The organism is Saonia flava (assembly GCF_011927795.1).
GTDB lineage: Bacteria > Bacteroidota > Bacteroidia > Flavobacteriales > Flavobacteriaceae > Saonia > Saonia flava.
Genome location: NZ_JAATJJ010000001.1, coordinates 531,776 through 550,860, shown reverse-complemented (window position 1 = coordinate 550,860; position 19,085 = coordinate 531,776). Strand labels below are relative to the sequence as shown.

General features: G+C 37.0%; 16 protein-coding genes. 6 read left to right on the top strand and 10 right to left on the bottom strand.

All coding sequences use genetic code 11. The features are described from left to right. Nucleotides 1-3 precede the first annotated feature (3 nt). From GGR42_RS02555 to GGR42_RS02535, 5 genes are all read right to left on the bottom strand, one after another. On the bottom strand, nt 4-522 hold the full coding sequence (locus GGR42_RS02555) for a DUF7935 family protein (RefSeq protein WP_167960544.1): 519 nt from the start codon (nt 520-522) through the stop codon (nt 4-6). 81 nt (nt 523-603) lie between these two features. Continuing rightward, a complete protein-coding gene (locus GGR42_RS02550) occupies nt 604-1,386 on the bottom strand; it encodes an OmpA family protein (RefSeq protein WP_167960542.1) in 783 nt (260 codons plus the stop codon). Nucleotides 1,387-1,429: 43 nt separating this feature from the next. Further along, complete coding sequence (locus GGR42_RS02545) at nt 1,430-3,001, bottom strand: FMN-binding glutamate synthase family protein (protein WP_167960540.1); 1,572 nt, start codon at nt 2,999-3,001, stop codon at nt 1,430-1,432. Further along, on the bottom strand, nt 3,001-4,311 hold the full coding sequence (locus GGR42_RS02540; protein WP_167960538.1) for an amidohydrolase: 1,311 nt from the start codon (nt 4,309-4,311) through the stop codon (nt 3,001-3,003). Before GGR42_RS02540 ends, GGR42_RS02545 begins: the two co-directional genes overlap by 1 nt. Nucleotides 4,312-4,321: 10 nt before the next feature. Then, nucleotides 4,322-4,867 (bottom strand): DsrE family protein, encoded by a 546-nt coding sequence (locus GGR42_RS02535; protein ID WP_167960536.1) that lies wholly within the window; start codon nt 4,865-4,867, stop codon nt 4,322-4,324. A 142-nt stretch (nt 4,868-5,009) separates the two neighbouring features. Between GGR42_RS02535 and GGR42_RS02530 the strand changes: the two genes are divergently transcribed. The 4 genes from GGR42_RS02530 to GGR42_RS02515 all read left to right on the top strand — a co-directional run bounded on the left by GGR42_RS02530 (nt 5,010) and on the right by GGR42_RS02515 (nt 9,739). Further along, a complete protein-coding gene (locus GGR42_RS02530) occupies nt 5,010-7,337 on the top strand; it encodes an ATP-dependent helicase (RefSeq protein ID WP_167960534.1) in 2,328 nt (775 codons plus the stop codon). A gap of 31 nt (nt 7,338-7,368) precedes the next feature. Continuing rightward, entirely contained in the window at nt 7,369-8,481 is a 1,113-nt protein-coding gene (locus GGR42_RS02525) for a serine hydrolase domain-containing protein (RefSeq protein ID WP_167960532.1), read from the top strand. 166 nt (nt 8,482-8,647) lie between these two features. After that, nucleotides 8,648-9,118 (top strand): DUF6624 domain-containing protein, encoded by a 471-nt coding sequence (locus tag GGR42_RS02520; RefSeq protein WP_394352758.1) that lies wholly within the window; start codon nt 8,648-8,650, stop codon nt 9,116-9,118. Next, nucleotides 9,119-9,739, top strand: a complete 621-nt coding sequence (locus GGR42_RS02515; RefSeq protein ID WP_167960528.1) for an L-threonylcarbamoyladenylate synthase — start codon at nt 9,119-9,121, stop codon at nt 9,737-9,739. A gap of 57 nt (nt 9,740-9,796) precedes the next feature. Here the strand turns inward: GGR42_RS02515 and GGR42_RS02510 are convergent, their stop codons facing one another. From GGR42_RS02510 to GGR42_RS02500, 3 genes are all read right to left on the bottom strand, one after another. After that, nucleotides 9,797-10,648, bottom strand: a complete 852-nt coding sequence (locus GGR42_RS02510) for an OmpA family protein (RefSeq protein ID WP_167960526.1) — start codon at nt 10,646-10,648, stop codon at nt 9,797-9,799. A gap of 96 nt (nt 10,649-10,744) precedes the next feature. Further along, on the bottom strand, nt 10,745-11,746 hold the full coding sequence (locus GGR42_RS02505; protein WP_167960524.1) for a glycosyltransferase family 2 protein: 1,002 nt from the start codon (nt 11,744-11,746) through the stop codon (nt 10,745-10,747). Nucleotides 11,747-11,758: 12 nt separating this feature from the next. Continuing rightward, complete coding sequence (locus GGR42_RS02500) at nt 11,759-12,205, bottom strand: type I restriction enzyme HsdR N-terminal domain-containing protein (protein WP_167960522.1); 447 nt, start codon at nt 12,203-12,205, stop codon at nt 11,759-11,761. A 26-nt stretch (nt 12,206-12,231) separates the two neighbouring features. Here GGR42_RS02500 and holA point away from each other — a divergent pair, with 26 nt between their 5' ends. Further along, nucleotides 12,232-13,233, top strand: coding sequence for a DNA polymerase III subunit delta (gene holA / locus GGR42_RS02495; protein WP_167960520.1), 1,002 nt, complete (start codon nt 12,232-12,234; stop codon nt 13,231-13,233). 1 nt (nt 13,234) lies between these two features. On the opposite strand, the gene GGR42_RS02490 is transcribed toward holA, so the two are convergent. Continuing rightward, on the bottom strand, nt 13,235-13,612 hold the full coding sequence (locus GGR42_RS02490; RefSeq protein ID WP_167960518.1) for a DoxX family protein: 378 nt from the start codon (nt 13,610-13,612) through the stop codon (nt 13,235-13,237). Between the two features lie 209 nt (nt 13,613-13,821). Between GGR42_RS02490 and GGR42_RS02485 the strand changes: the two genes are divergently transcribed. Then, nucleotides 13,822-16,602: a M16 family metallopeptidase gene (locus GGR42_RS02485; RefSeq protein ID WP_167960516.1), complete on the top strand. Its 2,781-nt coding sequence runs from the start codon at nt 13,822-13,824 to the stop codon at nt 16,600-16,602. Nucleotides 16,603-16,667: 65 nt separating this feature from the next. On the opposite strand, the gene GGR42_RS02480 is transcribed toward GGR42_RS02485, so the two are convergent. Then, nucleotides 16,668-19,079: an alpha-ketoacid dehydrogenase subunit alpha/beta gene (locus GGR42_RS02480; RefSeq protein ID WP_167960514.1), complete on the bottom strand. Its 2,412-nt coding sequence runs from the start codon at nt 19,077-19,079 to the stop codon at nt 16,668-16,670. Nucleotides 19,080-19,085 lie beyond the last annotated feature (6 nt).

Below are 19,085 nucleotides of genomic sequence, written 5' to 3'. Positions count from 1 at the left end.
AAGCTACCAAAGCTCCCCAACTTCCTTTTTAACATAGGATAAGGCTGTTGATGAAGGTGATTGTTTATCCATACTGTTGTTTAAAATGTCCTCCCGTAATTTATCAGCACTATCGGATTCGCTCATCCCAGCACTTCTAATGGCTTGTATGGTAGCGCTTTTGGCGGCTTTTATTACGTTCCAACATTCATCAGATAAATATACTTGCTGGGAAAGATTATGTTCAAACTCATTTTCTATGCTCTTTATCAATAAATTTTCATAATCCACTTTATCGGAAGATTTTGGTTTTACCCTAACCACAAGGCTTGGAATGGCAATCCGCTCTAAAAATAAGGCCATACGCTCATAAGCTTGTAATCGTATAGGCAATGTATTTTTTTGAGAGTCTTTATGTAATAAATATCTTCTTCTTCCTTCTTCATTGTTGGTATGTAATCTAAAAAAGTAAAAAGCCACCGCTCCGGTTACTACGGCAGGTAATAAATAAGCAAAAAGTTTAAAAATTTCGTCTCCAGTCATGGTAATTTATATTTTGTTTGGATAGTTATGGCTTTAGAACGTAGGAATTTTACAAAAATTATAATCCTCTCTTTTAGAATACTACTTCTTATTGCCCTCTTTCATACTTTCGCGAACCTTTAGGTAAAAAGCACCAAATTGAGGATGTATTTTTAGATTAAACCCTTCCTTTAAATTGCCATCTTTTCCTAAGATAATGATTCGTTCTGGCGCTATAGAAAATTGCTTCTGAAGTATGGTGGACAGTGAAGAAGCTTGTAAAGCTGCAAGATCCAATTCCCCTGTCATACTTAGGCCTTCAATGGTAAGGCCCATACTTGGGTTTGCCGTCAGGATAGCTGCTATTTTTTCCAAAGTTGGTATCCCCGTCTCCAAAACTGTTGTAGAAGTATCCTCTGAAAAAAATGCATCCTTTTTAGTTGAAACAATCACGGCTCCATTGGATACACCTATTTGTGCATTTTCCCCAAGTGTTTGTTTTGCATTGGTAAGAACAATGATAGCAGTTGAATCATTCGAAGCTAGAGCATCATTGATGGTCTTTAACTGTTTTTCCTTCTCTTCGAGACTGGCCAATGTTTTATTTATGTTTTCCGAATTTTTGTTGGATATTTCAGCAAAGCTGTTTAAATTTTTTAATAGGGTAGCATTGGCATCTTGTAATTCTTTGACCTGGGACTCAAAAGATTCTGCCCTTGCTAGGCTTACTCTTTCATTCTTTCTTGCCTCTGTTACTAAAGCCTTTGTTGAATCCAATTGAACTTTAAGGGTTTGTATTTCCATCAAAAGTTCACTTTTCTTTTGGGCATGGACGGCTATACTTGTAAAAAGTATAAACAAGTAAGAGATGTAAGTATTCTTCATAGGTTTTAATTCAAGATAATAGATATAGTGTAAAAGTAATTCATTATTCTTTTCCCATATATATCTTACCGCCTAAATGATTACAGGTATTCAATTCTTCCATACCGTTGAACTCAACAGATGTTTTGTCATATCCATAGGTATATCGTAAATTTCTGCTTAAATCAATATCATCCACATTTACTTGTATATCTTCCATGGTAAACTGACATGGATGTTCATATCCTGCGGCATGGGTAATTTCGACCAATTCCTTTCTAAAAGTCATGAAATACTGGGCTAATCGATTGGATTTTAAAGTGACATCTATCCCATTTTGCAACCATTTCTTTTGAGTAGCTACCCCAGAAGGGCACCTGTTGGTATGGCATATTTGAGCCTGAATACAGCCAATGCTCATCATGGCTTCCCGAGCCACATTGATACAGTCCGCTCCCATGGCAAATGCCATTGCCGCTTTTGCAGGGAAACCCAATTTTCCACTGCCTATAAAAACAATCCTTTCGGTTAATTTCTTTTGTTGAAACAGTCTGTACAAATTACTAAAACCATATACCCATGGTAAGGAAACATGATCCGCAAAACTGGGTGGAGCTGCCCCTGTTCCACCTTCACCTCCATCTACGGCAATAAAGTCTGGTCCTTTACCCGTTTTTAGCATTAAATCTGCCAATTGCTCCCACTGATCCAGTTTGCCAATTGCTCCCTTTATGCCAACTGGCAACCCTGTTTCTTCGGCAATATTTTCTATGAACTGCATTAACTCCGGAATATTGCTGAATGCTTTGTGGGTAGCTGGCGACAATACATCTTTGCCTACTTTAACGCCCCTTATTCTGGCTAGTTCAGGTGTTATTTTTGCTCTAGGAAGCACACCCCCTTTTCCAGGTTTGGCCCCTTGGGATAATTTTATTTCAATTGCTTTTATGGAAGGATTTTCTTCAACTAGTTTTTTCAATTTTTCCATAGAAAAATTTCCATCCTCTGTACGAACACCAAAATAACCTGTCCCAAAATGAAAAACAACATCGCCTCCATGTTTATGGTGGGGGGAAAGTCCTCCTTCTCCTGTGTTGTGAAAAGCTCCACTTTTGGCCACCCCCTTATTAAGAGATTCTATAGCCGCAGCCGATAACGACCCAAAACTCATAGCGGAAACATTTATAACGGATGCTGGCCTATATGGTCTTCTACGCTTATTGTATCTTCCCATAACTTTGGCACAGGGTAAGAATGTTTTGTCCTTGGCATTTGGATGGCCAATAGGCACCTTATAGGCCATCATTTGGTTTTTTATAAAAACGTGATGATGGGCATAAACATCCCTGTCTGTACCAAATCCTTCGTAATTGTTCTCTTTTTTTGCCGATGCGTAGATCCAACCCCTTTCAATTCTATTAAAAGGAAGTTCCTCCCGATTGTTGGCAACAAAATATTGGCGCATTTCTGGACCAATACTTTCCAACCAATATCTAAGATGGCCTACAATGGGAAAATTATGGCTAATGGTATGTGCTCGTTGAAAAAAGATATCTCGAATTGCAACAATGAACAGGAAAATCAATATCCAGACCCACCATGAAATTTGAGCAAAAAAACTGATAATCTCTTGCATTACTTACCTTTGATTTCTGATTTTATGTTGGTTGAACCACTACTTAAATAATCTATGGCAAGTTCTGTCATTGCCTTAACGCCCAATAGCATCCCGGCATCATCAATTTTAAAATCTGGCGTATGGTGCGGAAAAGCTTCCGTACTTCCTGGTGTCATTCCTCCTAAAAAAAAGAAGAAACCCGGTATTTCGTTTTGAAAATAGGAAAAATCCTCACCACCGGTAACCGCTTTTTGTGTTAAAACATTGGCTTCACCAGCTGCATTTTTTAACGTTGGAAGCATTTGGGTCACCAAATCTGGATTGTTATAGGTGATATCTGTATTGTTCCTAAATTCAATTGTTGCATCACCCCCATAGGCCTTCGCAATTGCTGGGACCATTTCCGACATTCTTTTGGTAATCAAATCTTTCATATCATAATCCAGGGAACGAATGGTACCAATCATTTCTGCACTTTCTGGAATGATGTTGAAACGTACTCCACTTGTTATTTTTCCTACGGTTATTACGGCTGCTTCATTGGTAAGGTTGACTTCTCTACTAATAATGGTTTGTAATCCATCAATAATTTTCGCACTTATAAGAATGGGGTCCACACCAGCCCATGGTTCTGAGCCATGTGTTTGTTTCCCTTTTACATTGATGACAAAACGTTGTACTGCTGCCATAGTTCCACCAGATTTGTAACGTATAACTCCAACAGGTATTTCCGAATCAATATGCAAACCAAAAATGGCATCCACATTGGGGTTTTTTAAAACCCCTTCTTGTACCATTAGCAGAGCGCCACCCTCTTCCCCAGGTGGTGGGCCTTCTTCTGCAGGCTGAAAAATAAACTTAACGGTTCCTTTGATTTTGTCCTTGTTCTTGGATAGGATTTCCGCAACACCCATAAGGATAGCAGTATGCGTATCGTGACCACAGGCATGCATGACTCCAACCTCTGTATCCAAAAACATTGATGTTACATTGGATTTAAAGGGCAAATCATTTCGTTCTGTTACTGGGAGTGCATCAATATCTGCACGCAGGGCGACCACTTTGCCTGGTAAATCCCCTTTCAAAATACCCACAACTCCTGTTTTGGCAATGCCTGTTTGCACTTCAATCCCTAAAGACTTTAAATGTTTGGCAATTTTTTCTGCTGTTTTAAATTCCCGATTACTTAATTCAGGGTTTTGATGAAGGTCATGGCGCCATTCAATTATTTTGTTTTCAATAGCATTGTATTCAGATTCCAAGCTAACTTTTTGTGCAGAAGCAATAGTTCCAAATAGCAGAGCGCCAATAAATAGTAGTTTGTTCATGTACTTTGTGTTAAAATTTAATAAGTCGATAATTTTGATTCTGTAATTGTATCAACGCGGTCATGGCAGATAGTGATACTTGTACTCTTGGAATCATTTCTTCTTTAGAAACTCCACGAGCCGCTGCGGATTGACCACAAAAAACAACCTGTACACCGGAATCAATTAATAGGTTGATGAGTTTTAAGTTGGGATTGTCTCTTTGATATTTTTCCCTATAGGCTTCATTCGTCATGATATCTTTTGCAGCTTTATTGTGTACAACCAAAGCTGCATGTAGTTGGTTTAAAGGAATACCAGCTTGTGCATGCATATTAAAAAAACGGGCAGCCGTTTCAATACTGGCATTTATAGACCCCTTATCATCAGGACTGTTCATTACATCAAATACAACTTTTAACTCTGTGGAAGTATCAACCTTAAAATCGGGATTTACCACTTTGTAGACGGGGCCATATTCCTCAATGACAGGGCCAGTTGCTTTTTCTTGTGAAAAAATGGAATGGGTATGCAGTATGATAAAAAATGAAAAGAATAAAAGATATAATTTTTTCATGTAATGAATTTGTGCAATAAATATATTCAAATTAGGATGAAATTCCTTTGGCATTGTTCATAATTATTAAAATGATGATTTTAACATCAAATGAATAATGGCTAAATTCACATTTCCTTTCAGGATTAAATAATCGATACTATTGGATAATTTTTTAGACGGACTTAATGAGGCTCAACGAGCTCCTGTGGTACATAAGGATGGACCATTAATGGTAATTGCCGGAGCAGGCTCTGGTAAAACTAGGGTGTTGACCTATCGTATAGCACATTTAATGAATCAAGGAGTTGATTCTTTTAATATTTTGGCACTGACATTTACCAACAAAGCGGCACGTGAAATGAAAAAACGTATCGCTGATATCGTTGGAAATTCTGAGGCCAAAAATCTTTGGATGGGAACTTTTCACTCGGTTTTTGCCAAATTGCTTCGGTTTGATGGTGATAAATTAGGTTACCCCAGCAATTTTACCATTTACGATACACAAGATTCCCAACGGTTGATTGCTTCCATTATAAAGGAAATGGGGTTGGACAAGGATATCTATAAATACAAACAAATACAGAATAGAATATCGTCCTATAAAAACAGTCTTATTACAGTAAAGGCATATTTTAATAATCCTGATTTGGTAGAAGCCGATGCCATGGCAAAAAGACCAAGGACAGGAGAAATCTACCAGAATTATGTAGAACGCTGCTTTAAGGCTGGAGCTATGGATTTTGATGACCTTCTGTTACGTACCAATGAACTATTGACCCGTTTTCCAGAAGTGTTGGCGAAATATCAAGATAGATTTCGGTATATATTGGTAGATGAGTACCAAGATACCAATCACTCCCAGTATTTAATTGTAAAGGCACTTTCAGATAGATATCAGAATATATGTGTGGTAGGGGATGATGCACAGAGTATCTATTCCTTTAGAGGAGCAAACATTAGTAATATCCTTAATTTTCAGAAGGATTATGGTGAGGTTGGGATGTATCGTTTGGAACAGAATTATCGTTCCACAAAGAATATTGTAAATGCTGCGAACAGTATCATTGCTAAGAACAAAAACCAGTTAGATAAGGTGGTTTGGACCAGTAATGATGAAGGGTCGTTAATAAAAATCCATCGTAGTCCAACGGATGCAGAGGAAGGTCGTTTTGTTGCCAGTTCCATTTTTGAGAACAAAATGCAACAGCAATTGCCCAATGGAAATTTTGCCGTTTTGTACCGAACCAACTCCCAGTCTAGAGCAATAGAGGATGCACTCAGGAAAAAGGACATTCCGTACCGTATTTATGGTGGGCTTTCTTTCTATCAACGTAAAGAAATAAAAGACGTCTTGGCATACTTAAGATTGGTAATAAACCCTAAGGATGAAGAGGCTTTAAAAAGAGTTGTTAATTTTCCTGTTAGAGGTATAGGGCAGACTACTATTGACAAGTTGGTGGTTGCCGCCAATCATTACGGACGTTCCATTTTTGAAGTGATGGAGCATTTGGGCAAACTGGATTTAAAGATAAATTCCGGTACCAAAACAAAACTCCAGAATTTTGTAACTATGATCAAGAGCTTTCAAATTATGAATGAAGGTTCGGATGCGTTTGTACTTGCGGAACATATAGCCAAGAAAACAGGAATTTTACTGGAATTTAAAAAAGATGGCACACCAGAAGGGATTGCCCGAATGGAAAATATTGAAGAATTGTTGAATGGAATCCAAGATTTTGTGGAAGGTCAGAAGGAATTGGCGGATGCAACAGGAGGTTTGTCAGAATTCTTGGAAGATGTGGCCTTGGCAACAGATTTGGACAAAGATACAGGGGACGATGATAGAGTGGCCTTAATGACCATTCACTTGGCAAAGGGGTTGGAGTTTCCCTATGTATATATTGTTGGGATGGAGGAAGATTTATTTCCTTCTGCCATGAGTATGAATACCCGTAGCGAACTGGAAGAAGAAAGACGCTTGTTCTATGTAGCTCTGACTAGAGCAGAAAAACAGGCCTATCTTACCTATGCGCAAAATAGATACCGATGGGGAAAGTTGATAGATGCTGAACCTAGCCGTTTTTTAGAGGAAATAGATGAAAAATATATTGAGAACCTCACTCCAATAGATAATGCTGGGTACCGGTATAAATCGTTGATTGATTCTGATATTTTTGGAGAGGTGGATAAAAGTACCCTTCGCCAGGTTAAACCAAAGAGCGGGACACCACCTACTATTGCCCGACCCAATGAAAATCAGTTGCGTAAATTACGGAAGTTAAAACCGGAGATAGCTACACCAGTAGGAAACACCAATACTATTGACCCTAATTTAGCAGAAGGTTCTTTGGTAAACCACACCCGTTTTGGTAAAGGAAAAGTTATAAAAATAGAGGGGGTTGGGAATGATAAAAAGGCAGAAATACAATTTGAGACCACTATTAAAAAGTTGTTGTTGCGCTTTGCCAAGTTGGAGGTTATTGGGTAGCAGTTAGTTATCACCGCTAATACAATTAATTATGAGGTTTTTTTTCACTCTTATTGCTCTTATTATTTATGGTTGTGGAGAATCACAAACGAAGACAACTACGATTAATGAGTTAGGGGTTGATAATCTTATCTCGAAAAAACAAGCCAACTTAATTTTTGAAAAAACCAAAGAGTTTCCAGACCATACGGAAGTGGCTTTTGCCTTTATAACCAATGGTTTTACAGAATTTTATGGTGTTAAACGTGCCAATGATTCTCTTATCAATATAGAAAATAATACAAGTGCTTTTGAAATTGGCTCAATTACCAAAGTCTTTACGGCAACCCTTCTTGCCAATTTTGCATTGGAAAATAAGTTAAAATTAGACGATTATATACATAACTATATAGATACGCCAATAAAAGGAGACAAAAAACTATCTTTTAAACAACTTTCCAACCACACTTCTGGTCTAGATAGATTGCCCTCCAACTTAGACCTAATCTCTAATCCCAATAACCCTTATAAGAACTACAATGAAGAAAAGTTAGAGGATTACTTGTCCAATGAACTATTCTTGTCCCAACAGCCAGGTGAAAAATATGAATACTCTAATTTTGGAGCGGGACTTTTGGGCTATGTGCTTTGTAAAATAGAGCGTACAGGTTATCAGAATTTACTGGAGAAGTATATCACTTCAAAATATGAAATGAAAAACTCTACAACGATTAGAGATGAAATTGAAAACATTTTAGTAAAGGGTCGTGATGTGGGTGGTAATGAAACTTCCAATTGGGACTTAGCTGCACTGGTCGGAGCTGGTGGAATGCTTTCAACAACGGAAGATTTAGCAAAATTTGCAACAGCACAATTTGATGAATCACACAAAGAACTAAAATTGACTAGAACTAAGACGTTTCAAATCAGTGACATTACGGATATAGGTTTAGGATGGCATATCATCAATAGAAAATCAAAAGCTGTTTGGTACTGTCATAGCGGCGGTACGGGTGGCTATAGCTCATTAATACTATTAAATCCAGATACAAAAAATGGAATTGTAATACTTTCCAATGTTTCTGCATTTCATCCAAAAAGAAACAATATTGATGACCTGGGTTTTGATATAATGAAAGCTATTGACGAGGAGTATACCAAATAAATATGCATGACTAAATAAAGGTTGTTATTTCATTTTTAGGGCTTATATCCATAGTGGCCTGTGGGCAACAGAAGGGTAAGTCAACAAATAATAAGGCAGATTCTATTTCCGAAGAGGCAGAAATTAATAAACAAAGAAATACGGTGCGGAATCTGAAGAAGTTCGTATTCAGCAAGAAATATATAGAAGGAACCATGTTGTTAATAAAGAAAAAGTTACTAACATATTAAAGGAATATGGTTGGTTGGGAGAAGATGCAATTGGATTTGAAGGCAGTTTAACCCTTTGCAATGTAATTCAGCATTCAGATAATGAGGTTAGAATAAAATATCTACCAATGATGAGAGAGGCTGTAAAGCAAGGAAAATTGCAAGCAAGATATTTGGTAAGGGCAGAGGATAGAATTGCAACCGAACATGGCGAATTACAGATTTATGGAGGACAAATGAAATATTATCAGGAAACTAAAAGTTTTAACGTTTGGCCCGTATATGACCCGATCAATATTGATAAAAGAAGAGCCGAAATAGGGTTAGAACCTATAGCTGAACATTTAAAAAATAGATTTAATTTTACTTGGAATCTTGAAGAGCAAATAGCGAGGACTGCAGAATTTGAGACAAATAAAAAGGAATAGTTGGCAGAATTTATAAAAATATATCCAGAGAACCCGAACCCAAAAGAAATTAGAAGGGTAGTGGAGGTCCTTAAAAAAGGGGGCTTGATCATTTATCCGTCTGATACGGTATATGGTCTGGGATGTGATATCACCAATACTAAGGCTCTAGATCGCTTGGCCCGTATAAAGGGTGTAAAATTGGATAAAGCCAAATGGTCTTTTGTATGTGCAGACCTAAGCAATCTTTCCGATTATGTACGTCAAATTGATACTGCTACTTTTAAAATATTAAAAAGGTGCCTACCTGGGCCTTACACTTTTATTCTTCCCGGAAATAACAATTTGCCCAAGAACTTTAAAAAAAGAAAAACGGTGGGTATTCGTGTTCCGGACAACAGTATTCCCCAAGAATTGGTCAAAGGATTGGGCAATCCCATTGTTTCCACATCCATTCATGATGAGGATGAACTATTGGAGTATACAACTGACCCTGAACTTATTTTTGAAAAGTGGCAAAACTTGGTTGATGTGGTTATTGATGGAGGGTATGGAGGTAACATGGCATCAACAATTATTGATTTATCCGAAGCAGAACCGGTTGTGCTAAGAGAAGGAAAAGGGAGCTTGGATATTTTATAAATAGCAAAAAAAATAAGGGCGGCCATTGGCCGCCCTTATCATATCATTTGTTTCTAATTATTTATTGATTGCGGGATCTTTCATTCCCTCTTCAATCATGCTATAGAATTGGTCAATTTTAGGAAGAACAACAATTCTGGTTCTTCTGTTTTTCGATTTGTCCGTAGCAGATACAGGAATATACTCTGATCTACCAGCAGCAGTCATACGCTTAGGATCTACGTTATAATCATTTTGTAGTACTCGCACTATGGCAGTAGCTCTTTTTGTACTTAAATCCCAGTTGTCCAATAATACACCCTTTCTATATGGCACATCATCTGTATGACCTTCTACCATAAATTCAAAATCTGGTTTATTGTTAACAACCTTAGCAACTTTACCTAAAACTTCTTTAGCTCTATTGGTAATATTATAGCTGCCACTACTGAATAATAACTTATCTGAAATAGATACAAAAACAACACCTTTTTCCACGCTTATTTCTATATCCTCGTCATCCAAATTTCCAAGAACACCTTTTAAACTTTGTACTAAAGATAGGTTCACTGAATCTCTTCTTGTAATGGCATCTTGCAATCTTCTAATGGTCAAATCTTTTTCTTGTAAACTTTCCAAAGATTTTTCTAGATTCTCAGCACCTTTTGTTGTTAAGGTAGTTAAATCCCCCATATTGTTTATTAACTCCTGATTGTTTGCTTTTAAGAAAGCGTTTTGATCTTCCAAAGTTTGTAATCTTGCAGAGGCTGAAGCCTTCTCTTCCAAACAGTCATTTAATTTTACAGTTGCAGAATTCAATAAATCTTGAGTTTCCTGCTGCTGTGCTTCCAACGCTGCATACTTCTTTTGAGACACACACGACGACAATAAAAGTGTTACTCCCAGACATCCTAAAATGATTTTCTTCATAATTATTCTTTATATTAATTGTTTAGTTATTTCTTTTTTTACTTAATTAAGCAACCAAAATTATATAATTTGTCAATCCGCATTTTAACATTTTAGTTAATCTTTTACTAAAATGTTAAAATTCTTTACTTGATGTACGAAATGAGACCATACTATGGATTTCGTGGTATAATACTTTTGGATGAAATTAACCTTTTCCCTCTTCTTGTACATGTTCCTAAAGTTACGATAAAAACTAAAATGGGCCCTAAGAATTGCCGCACAATGTTTAAACTTTAATTGAAAGATAAAACGTACCGCAGCCACGGCATCCAGCAACAATCGTAGACCAATAATTATAAAAGCTTTTCTTCTAGGGAGATTTTTTGTAATAGAGTACAATGAATTTCTAAAATTGAGGTACGTTTTTTTTGGGTTCATATTGCTTAAAGTGGAACCGCCCAAATGATAAACACTACTAGTACCTACATAAAATACTTTATAGCCTTCATTTTTGGCCCTCCAACAAAGATCTACTTCTTCTTGATGTGCAAAATAGTCCTCATCAAAACCCTTAAGGGAGTGGTAAAGCCCACTTTTAATGAACATACATGCACCAGTTGCCCAAAATATTTCTTTTATATCATTGTATTGTCCTTTATCTTCCTCTAAGGCCTGAAAAATACGACCCCGGCAAAAAGGGTATCCCAATTGGTCTATGAAACCTCCGGCAGCGCCGGCATATTCAAAGTAGTTTTTCTTTTTTAAATCCAGAATTTTTGGTTGGATAATCGCCGCTTCAGGTAGTTCAGTAAATGCTTTTTTTATGGGAACCAACCAGTCTTTGGTCACCTCTACATCGGAATTCAATAAACAGTATATATCTGCAATAACGTGTTGCAATGCATCATTGTATCCTTTGGCAAAACCGCCATTGGATTGGTTTTGAATAATTTGAACATTGGGGTAGTGTTCTTTTAAGAAAGGGATGGAAGAATCGGTAGAAGCATTGTCAGCCACATAAATATCTGCACCTTGTGAATATTTAGTAACAGAAGGAAGGTACTTTTCCAACAGAGTGGCACCGTTCCAGTTGAGTATGACAATGGCTATCTTCAAAACGAAAGCAAATTAACGGCTAAAATCAGGAATTTGACTCAAAAAAGTATATTTTTCTTCTTCGGAGTCCATTTTGCAATAATAATGCTCTAGACCATTGGTTACTATTAAATAGTTGGCCCTTAATTGCATATTGTACCGTGCAATTTGGTCAAAAGTTGTTTGAGAAATTTTAATTTTTGGAGCCTTGCACTCCACTAAAACATGAATACTGCCATCTGGATTATAGACAACGACATCATACCTTTTTGTTAGGTTGTTGATTTTTAGCTGTTTTTCAACATTGATAAGGGATTTGGGGTATTTTTTGTCATCAATTAAACTATGGACCACATGTTGGCGTACCCATTCCTCGGGTTGTAAAACCACAAATTTTTTACGAATGACATCAAAAATCTGGACTTTATTTTCGCTATTTTTGAATCTAAAGTCATATGCTGGAAAATTTAATGGTTGCATAAGACAAATTTGATGATTTTTTTTGGATGGATGAAGTTAAGCAAATAGTTACAGATATTAAGAATGGTAATTTAAGGCCCATATATTTTCTAATGGGTGATGAGGCCTATTATATAGACAGGGTTGCAGAATATATTGAAAAGAATGTCTTAACAGAAGAAGAAAGAGGTTTTAACCAAATCATCTTGTATGGAAAAGATGCGAGTGTAGATGACATTGTAAGCAATGCAAAACGATACCCTATGATGTCTGAGAAACAAGTGGTTATTGTGAAAGAAGCCCAACATTTGTCCAGAACCATAGAAAACTTGACCTCTTATAGTGACCAACCACAAACCTCTACGGTGCTGGTTATCTGCTATAAATATGCAAAATTGGACAAGAGAAAAAAATTGTACAAATCCATTAAAAAAAATGGGGTTTTGTTTGAAAGCAAAAAATTGTATGAAAATCAGGTATCAGATTGGATACGAAGGATATTGCAGGGTAAGGGATATAAAATCTCTCCTAAGGCCGCTATTTTGCTGGTAGAATTTTTGGGAACAGATTTAAGTAGAGTAAACAATGAACTAGAAAAACTACAATTGGTAGTTCCTAAGGGAACCGAAATTACGCCAGATGTCATTGAAGAGCATATTGGTATAAGTAAGGATTACAACAATTTTGAGCTTAAAAAAGCTATTGGGGAAAAGAATGTGATAAAAGCAACTAGGATAATCAATTACTTTGCCCAGAATCCAAAGGACAACCCATTTGTGGTTACCATAACTTTGCTCAATACATTTTTCACACAATTATTAAAATACCATGGCTTAAGCGACCATTCATCAAAAAATGTGGCGAGCGCATTAGGAGTAAACCCTTTTTTTGTATCAGAATTTCAAATTGCAGCAAGAAATTACCCCATGAAAAAAGTAAGCCAAATTATATCACAGCTTAGAACCTTGGATTTAAAGGGTAAGGGAGTTGGTGCTACCAATATTTCCCATGCAGATCTTCTAAAAGAGCTTCTCGTAAAGATTGTCTAGATTATCTTTTATCAATACTGTATTTGCCTGGGCCCAATAAAAATATGGCCACAAAAAACACAAGGTACATCAAGGCTTTTTCCTTTGTGCCAAAGGGATCGGCACTATGCACGATCAATGCAGCTACCAACATTGTTATTGCAGGTGGAATGGCGGCCCAACGAGTTTTAAAACCTAAAATTATTAGTATTGGACATATAAATTCGCCAATAACGGTCAAAAAAAGAGAAGGTGTTGCTCCAATCCCAATTGGGTTTCCAAATTCGAAATTACCATTGATCAGTTTTTGGAATTTACCTATTCCATGCGTCATTAACATCACAGAGGGTGCAATTCTTAAAATTGCAAGACCCATGTCATTCTTTAAAGAGTTTTTCATTTTTAGTAGGGGGGTTTTGGTTCCTTAAATATATTGATTTTTTATAACAAAATTAAAAATTCATAAATCTATCCATAGTTGTTAAGGGTAATAGAAAGAATAGGATTACTTTCTTTGTTATTTTATTGCACATATCAATGTATATAATTGTTAAGGATTAACATAATACATATATTTATTCCAATTTAATTTAAAAAACAACATCAATCATGAAAAAACTTCTTCTTTTTATTTTTTTATTTGCCTTTGTTGTCCAAAAACAACAAGCTCAAAGTTTTGAGTTCAAGGCTTCGGATATAGATATACCACATGAAAAATTTGTGTTGCCCAATGGACTGACACTCTTGGTGCATGAGGACCATAAAGCACCCATTGCGGCTGTTAATGTTTGGTACCATGTTGGTTCTAAAAACGAAAAACCAGGTAAAAGTGGATTTGCCCATCTTTTTGAGCATTTAATGTTCAATGGCAGTGAAAATTTTAATGATGATTATTTTCAAGCCATAGAAAGAATTGGGGGGACAGATGTAAATGGAACTACAAACTCGGATAGGACCAACTATTTTCAAAATGTACCTGTGGCCGCTTTGGACCAAGTATTGTTTTTGGAATCGGATAGAATGGGGCATTTTTTGGGCGCCATTAAACAAGAACTGTTGGATGAACAACGTGGTGTGGTTCAAAATGAAAAAAGGCAAGGTGAGAACAATCCTTATGGACAACAATTTAATTATTTAACTAAGGCCATGTATCCAAAAGGACATCCTTACTCTTGGTCCATTATTGGGGAAATGGAAGACCTTAATGCAGCTACTGTTGAGGATGTAAAAGAATGGTTTTCTGGATACTATGGAGCTGCTAATGCAGTAGTTGCCATTGCCGGTGACATTGAGCCACAAGACATATATCAAAGGGTATTAAAATATTTTGGTGATATCCCTTCGGGACCTACGGTAGAAAGACAAGAGGTAAATATACCTGTTCACAATGGGGATACATACCAAGTGTACGAGGATAGAGTGCCGGAAACAAGAATATTATTTTCTTGGAATACGCCACAGCTGGGCCAAAAAGAGGATTTGCATTTTGATTTAATTTCTGCACTGTTGACAAGTGGTAAAAATTCTAGACTGTATAAAAAACTGGTATATGAAGATCAGATTGCCAGTTCGGTAGTTTCTTTTCAGTATTCCAGAGAGATAGCTAGTCAATTTATAGTATATGGAAATGTAAAGCCCGGAGGAGATGCAGAAGAGGTTAAACAGAAGTTGTTGGCGGGAATCGATGATTTAATAAAAAATGGACCAACAGAGGCAGAACTTAAAAGGGTAAAGGCTGCCTATTTTTCCAGTTTTATAAAAGGATTGGAGCGCATAGGTGGTTTTGGCGGTACGTCGGATAGGTTGGCTTCTAATCAAACATATTTTGGAGATGCTTCTTATTATAAAAAAGCTTTAAAATTTGTGGAGGACGCAACAGCTGAAGATATTAGAGCTACGGCGACAAAGTGGTTGACCAAAGGAAAGCATACCTTGGTTTGCAACCCATTTCCTGATTATACAGTTGAGAAATCCACTGTTGATCGTTCTAAATTACCAGAAGTTGGAGAACCAAAAAAATCTAAATTCCCTGTATTGCAACGTGCCAAGCTTTCCAATGGTTTAAATGTTGTATTGGCGCAAAGAAAAGGAGTGCCTACGGTGGTAATGAATTTGATGGTAGATGCTGGATATAAGACGGATTATCTTGCCAGTCCCGGAACAGCTTCATTAGCCATGAACCTTATGGACGAGGGAACCAAGGAAATGAATTCGTTGCAAATTAATGAGAAATTGCAATTATTGGGAGCTAGTCTTTCCACATATTCCAATCAGGACATGTCACATATTTCAATGAATACACTAAAACCAAGTTTGGACGCAAGTTTGGATTTATTTGCAGATGTTATTTTAAACCCTTCTTTTCCTGAGAATGAATTTACCCGATTAAAAGAAGAACAGATAAATGATATAAAGAAAGAAAAGTCGCAACCCATTGCTATGGCATTAAGGGTCATGAACAAATATTTATATGGTGATGGCCATCCGTATAGCAACCCATACACTGGAACTGGTTATGAGGATACTGTAGAAAAGTTAACTAGGGAAGATGTGGTCTCTTTTTATGATACATGGATCAAACCAAACAATGCCACTTTGGTAGTAACGGGTGATGTTGAGTTATCTGAATTGACAAAAAAACTGAACAAGTCTTTGGGCAAATGGAAAAAAGGAACCATACCTACCATTACCTTTAATAAACCTCAAGTGAACTCCAAGAACACTTTATATTTAATGAACAGACCAGAATCCCCTCAATCATTAATACTTGCAGGGCATTTAACGGAAAAGTATGGGGATGTTTCTCAAGTGGCCATGGAACAAATGGTTAGTATTTTAGGAGGTGATTTCACATCTAGAATAAACATGAACTTGCGTGAGGATAAACATTGGGCCTACGGCGCCAGTGGTTTTGTAATGGGGGCAAAACAAGAAAGGTTGTTTTTGCTGTATGCTCCAGTACAGACAGACAAATCTGCGGAATCGGTTACAGAACTAAGAAAAGAAATATCAGAGTTCACTAGCACTAGGCCTGCAACCCAGGCTGAATTAGACAAGGTTAAGACTAATCAGATTTTAAGCCTTCCTGGGCAATGGGAAACCAATAACGCAGTTAATAGCTCAGTTATAAATATTGTAAAGTATGGGTTGCCAGATGATTATTATCAAGGGTATGATGATGAAGTAAGAAATCTTTCATTGCAAGATGTGAAGAGTGTAAGCAATAAGGTGGTAAAACCTGAAGCTGTAAACTGGTTTATGGTAGGGGACAGGGCCAAAATTGCATCTAAATTGGATGAACTAGGTTTTGATGCTATAATTGAGATTGATGCGGATGGGAATCCTATTACCCCAGCCCTTCAGGAAATAGAAACTGATATAAAAAATTAAAAACAATCTAGATAGAAACAAAAAATCCCGCATTTGGCGGGATTTTTTTTTTGTTCAATTGTATTTTAAAAAAGCATTGGAAAGTCTATAGGGTTGGCTTCGTGCATAATGGCATATACCTTTTCAAAAACATCTTCTTCATTGGGTTTAGAAAAATAATCCCCATCGGTTGCATAAGCTGGTCTATGGTCTTTAGCGGTCAAAGTTTGTGGAGGACTGTCCAAATATTGATAGCCACCTTGTTTCTCCATAATTTCACCCAATAGATAGGCGGAACATCCCCCTGGCACATCTTCATCTATAATTAGCAACCTATTTGTTTTTTGCACACTTTTAATGACATCGTGCTTAATATCAAAAGGCAATAGACTTTGAGCGTCAATTACTTCAACATCAATCCCAACTTCCCTTAATTCTGTTGCAGCTTGCATAACAATCCTAAGTGTGGAACCATAGGAAAGTAATGTAATATCTGAACCTTCTTTTAGGGTTTCCACAACACCAATAGGAGTGCAAAATTCACCTAAATTATTAGGCATGGCTTCTTTTAGTCTATAACCATTTAAGCTTTCAATTACCAATGCGGGTTCATCACTTTTTAATAATGTGTTGTAAAAACCAGCGGCAACGGTCATATCTCTTGGGGATAGAATATACATTCCCCTTAGAAAATGAATTAAACCTCCCATTGGGGATCCAGAATGCCAAATTCCTTCCAATCTATGCCCGCGTGTTCTTACGATCAGGGGCGCTTTTTGCTTACCAACTGTTCGGTAATGTAATGATGCCAAATCATCACTTAAGGTTTGAATGGCATATAAAATATAATCTAAATATTGAATTTCTGCAATAGGGCGTAACCCTCGTAATGCAAGCCCTATTCCTTGGCCAATAATGGTTGTTTCCCTTATTCCTGTATCTGCCAATCTTGTTTTTCCATACTTTTTTTGCAACCCTTCCAATCCTTGGTTCACATCTCCTATGGCACCTGTATCTTCACCAAAAATCATTAGTTCTGGGTATTTGGAAAAAAGGACATCAAAGTTATCCCTTAAAACAATTCTACCATCCACTTTATCCGAAGTTTCGGAGTAGGTTGGTTTTACGGCTTCTATTCGTGTTGCTTTATTGGGCAATTCACTGTATAGATGAGAGCTGTATTTTGGTTGTACATTATTTAAAAAGTTTTTTGTCCAGTCTTGCAAAGCCCTTTTTTCGGGGCTGTTTTCCTCTACAAGATACCGTAACGCTCTTCTGGAACTGGAGGCCATATCTCTATTGATGGGTTCTTTTAAAGCACTTAGACTGTTTTTTATCTTATTTATGAAAACCTTGTTGGGACTGGTATTTGCAACTTTGTCCAACAAGTTTACCAAGGTCTTTTGTGCTTGCTTATGAGGAGCAAGAAACTCTTCAAGGGCTTCTCTTCTTGCAATACGAACTTCTTCCTTAACCTTTTTCTCTAAAGCCGTTAATTCATCTTCTGTAGCGATGTTGTTCTCTAAAATAAACTCACGAAAGCGTTTATTGCAATCGTTTTCCTTTTCCCATTCCAGTCTTTTTTTGGTTTTGTATCTTTCATGGGATCCAGAGGTTGAGTGTCCTTGGGGCTGTGTCAATTCAGTTACATGAACAAGTATGGGTGTATGCTCTTCACGTGCCATGTCCGATGCATTTTCATAGGCATGTATCAATGCAGTATAGTCCCATCCTTTTACCTTAATCAATTCATACCCTGCATGGTCATTGTCCTTTCTAAAGCCTTCCAATACTTTGGAAATATCACTTTTGGTGGTATGATATTTGGCAGGAACAGAGATTCCATATTCATCATCCCAGACACTTAAGACCATGGGCACTTGCATTACTCCGGCAGCATTGATTACTTCAAAAAAATGACCTTCACTGGTACTGGCATTTCCAATAGTACCCCATGCGACTTCATTTCCATTCTTAGAAAATTTGGAAGCATCAATACCTTTAATTTCCCTATATACCTTGGAGGCCTGTGCCAGCCCCAATAATCTTGGCATTTGACCGGCCGTACAGGAAATATCTGCACTGCTGTTCTTCTGTTGGGTTAAATTTTTCCAACTGCCATCCTCATTCAGACTATGGGTAACAAAGTGTGCTCCCATTTGTCTTCCTGCGCTCATGGGTTCTTTCTCAATATCTGTGGTGGCATATAGCCCGTGGAAAAGACTTTTTGGGGTTAAAAGACCCAATGCCATCATAAAAGTTTGGTCTCTATAGTAGCCACTTCTAAAATCCCCATTCTTAAAAGATCGAGCCATGGCCAGTTGAGGAAGTTCTTTTCCGTCACCAAAAATCCCAAACTTAGCTTTTCCGTTCAAGACTTCTCTTCTTCCCAACAAACTACATTCCCTACTTGTAACAGCTATTTCATAATCTTTTAAAATTTGGGATTTAAAATCGTTAAAAGAAATGTCATTGCTTGTACTAGGTTTGGTTTTCATTATCTG

Excerpts from the sequence above, each read along its gene's own strand:
- GGR42_RS02555 (WP_167960544.1), bottom strand. The coding sequence starts at position 522 with ATGACTGGAGACGAAATTTTTAAACTTTTTGCTTATTTATTACCTGCC.
- GGR42_RS02550 (WP_167960542.1), bottom strand. The coding sequence starts at position 1,386 with ATGAAGAATACTTACATCTCTTACTTGTTTATACTTTTTACAAGTATA.
- GGR42_RS02545 (WP_167960540.1), bottom strand. The coding sequence starts at position 3,001 with ATGCAAGAGATTATCAGTTTTTTTGCTCAAATTTCATGGTGGGTCTGG.
- GGR42_RS02540 (WP_167960538.1), bottom strand. The coding sequence starts at position 4,311 with ATGAACAAACTACTATTTATTGGCGCTCTGCTATTTGGAACTATTGCT.
- GGR42_RS02535 (WP_167960536.1), bottom strand. The coding sequence starts at position 4,867 with ATGAAAAAATTATATCTTTTATTCTTTTCATTTTTTATCATACTGCAT.
- GGR42_RS02525 (WP_167960532.1), top strand. The coding sequence starts at position 7,369 with ATGAGGTTTTTTTTCACTCTTATTGCTCTTATTATTTATGGTTGTGGA.
- GGR42_RS02510 (WP_167960526.1), bottom strand. The coding sequence starts at position 10,648 with ATGAAGAAAATCATTTTAGGATGTCTGGGAGTAACACTTTTATTGTCG.
- GGR42_RS02500 (WP_167960522.1), bottom strand. The coding sequence starts at position 12,205 with ATGCAACCATTAAATTTTCCAGCATATGACTTTAGATTCAAAAATAGC.
- holA (WP_167960520.1), top strand. The coding sequence starts at position 12,232 with ATGGATGAAGTTAAGCAAATAGTTACAGATATTAAGAATGGTAATTTA.
- GGR42_RS02490 (WP_167960518.1), bottom strand. The coding sequence starts at position 13,612 with ATGAAAAACTCTTTAAAGAATGACATGGGTCTTGCAATTTTAAGAATT.
- GGR42_RS02485 (WP_167960516.1), top strand. The coding sequence starts at position 13,822 with ATGAAAAAACTTCTTCTTTTTATTTTTTTATTTGCCTTTGTTGTCCAA.
- GGR42_RS02480 (WP_167960514.1), bottom strand. The coding sequence starts at position 19,079 with ATGAAAACCAAACCTAGTACAAGCAATGACATTTCTTTTAACGATTTT.